1 protein-coding gene is annotated in these 1348 nt (G+C 65.1%); it reads right to left on the bottom strand.

Annotated features, from left to right (window positions below):
* Positions 1–175: 175 nt before the first annotated feature.
* Positions 176–1309, bottom strand: a complete 1134-nt coding sequence (locus NF4_RS35980; protein WP_063131851.1) for an IS701 family transposase — start codon at positions 1307–1309, stop codon at positions 176–178.
* Between the last annotated feature and the right edge of the window lie 39 nt (positions 1310–1348).

Here is a 1348-nt window from a genome sequence, read left to right as displayed (position 1 = left end):
TACTGCAACGGCACTCAGGTGAGTGGGTGTCCTCGGCGCTTGTAGTGGGATAAGCGGGCTTGATGCTGGCGGCGACGCCGCCAGTTCGACCATGCCCAGACCTGGTGGGCGCAGTGGAGTGCGGGCAGGACCAAAGCGATGGTGAGTCGGCGGATCTCCGGTAAAGTAAGGGCGATCATGTCTCGATCGCTGTCGATGATTCCCCTTTTGCGGCAATCACTTTCACGGAAGCAAGCCAAGCGAGTGCGAGCATCGACAAGGTGATGTGGGCATACCAGGCCCGCCAGCTGCGAACCTGATAGTGGTCCAGTCCGGCCTCGTTCTTCGCTTGCTGGAAGCACTCCTCGATGCGCCATCGAGTCCCGGCGATCCACGCGAGATCAGCGATCGTGCATCGGCGCGGCCCGTAGCAGACGTAGTAGGCGATCTCAGCAGGATCGGAGACGCTTCGCCGGGCCAGTAGCCAGTGACCGCGGCCGGGTTCCCACAAGATACGGATCGGAACCCTGGCCCAGTCGTAATCACGAGGCCCGTGCGCGCCGGCACCGGCGGAGATCCGCTGCCACGCCCTGGGCGGCAGCGTGCCGACGAGCTCGTCGGCACGAGCCTGGCGCATCCCGGTCGTGACCAGGGTGTCGTTGCGGCGGGTGGCCAGCACATGGGCGATGTCGTGTTGCTCGAGCCAGAACCGCAGATATTTGACCTGACCGTAGGCTTCATCAGCGGTGAACCAGCGAAACGGTGTCTTCGCGGCCAGAGCGCGTTCCAGCATGGCCATCACCAGCCGCGGCTTGGTTGCGAACTCGACCTCGTCCGGGATTCCGGCGGCCCGGCAACGGCCGCGGTCACCGGTCCACGATTCCGGCAGATACAACTCTCGATCGACCAGAGCATGACCGTGGTGGGAGGCGTAAGCGAGGAAGACCCCGATCTGGCAGTTCTCCGTGCGCCCGGCCGTGCCGGAGTATTGACGCTGCACCCCGGCCGAACGAACGCCCTTCTTCAGGAACCCGGTGTCATCGGCGATCAACACCGCGTCCCGGTCACCGAGCCGCTCGGCGACATAGCCGCGGATGTCGTCGCGGACACCATCGATGTCCCAGTCCGCCCGCCGCAACAGCCGCTGCATCCCGTCCGGGCCGACCTCACCGGCCCGCTCGGCCAGCGTCCACCCGTTCTTCCGTTCGAGCCCTGCCACCAGCCCAGACACATACTCCCGAGCCCGGCTCCGCGGCTCCGACCTCGTGAAACGACCACCAACCCTGGCATGCAACGAATCCAACTCCGCTGCAACAACATCCACGACCACGCAGGCACGTTACCCGAACCGAGTGCCGTTGCAGTACTA

The sequence above is a fragment of the Nocardia fusca NBRC 14340 genome, assembly GCF_001618425.1.
In the GTDB taxonomy this organism is placed as follows: domain Bacteria; phylum Actinomycetota; class Actinomycetes; order Mycobacteriales; family Mycobacteriaceae; genus Nocardia; species Nocardia fusca.
This window is presented reverse-complemented; position numbering and strand designations above follow the sequence as displayed.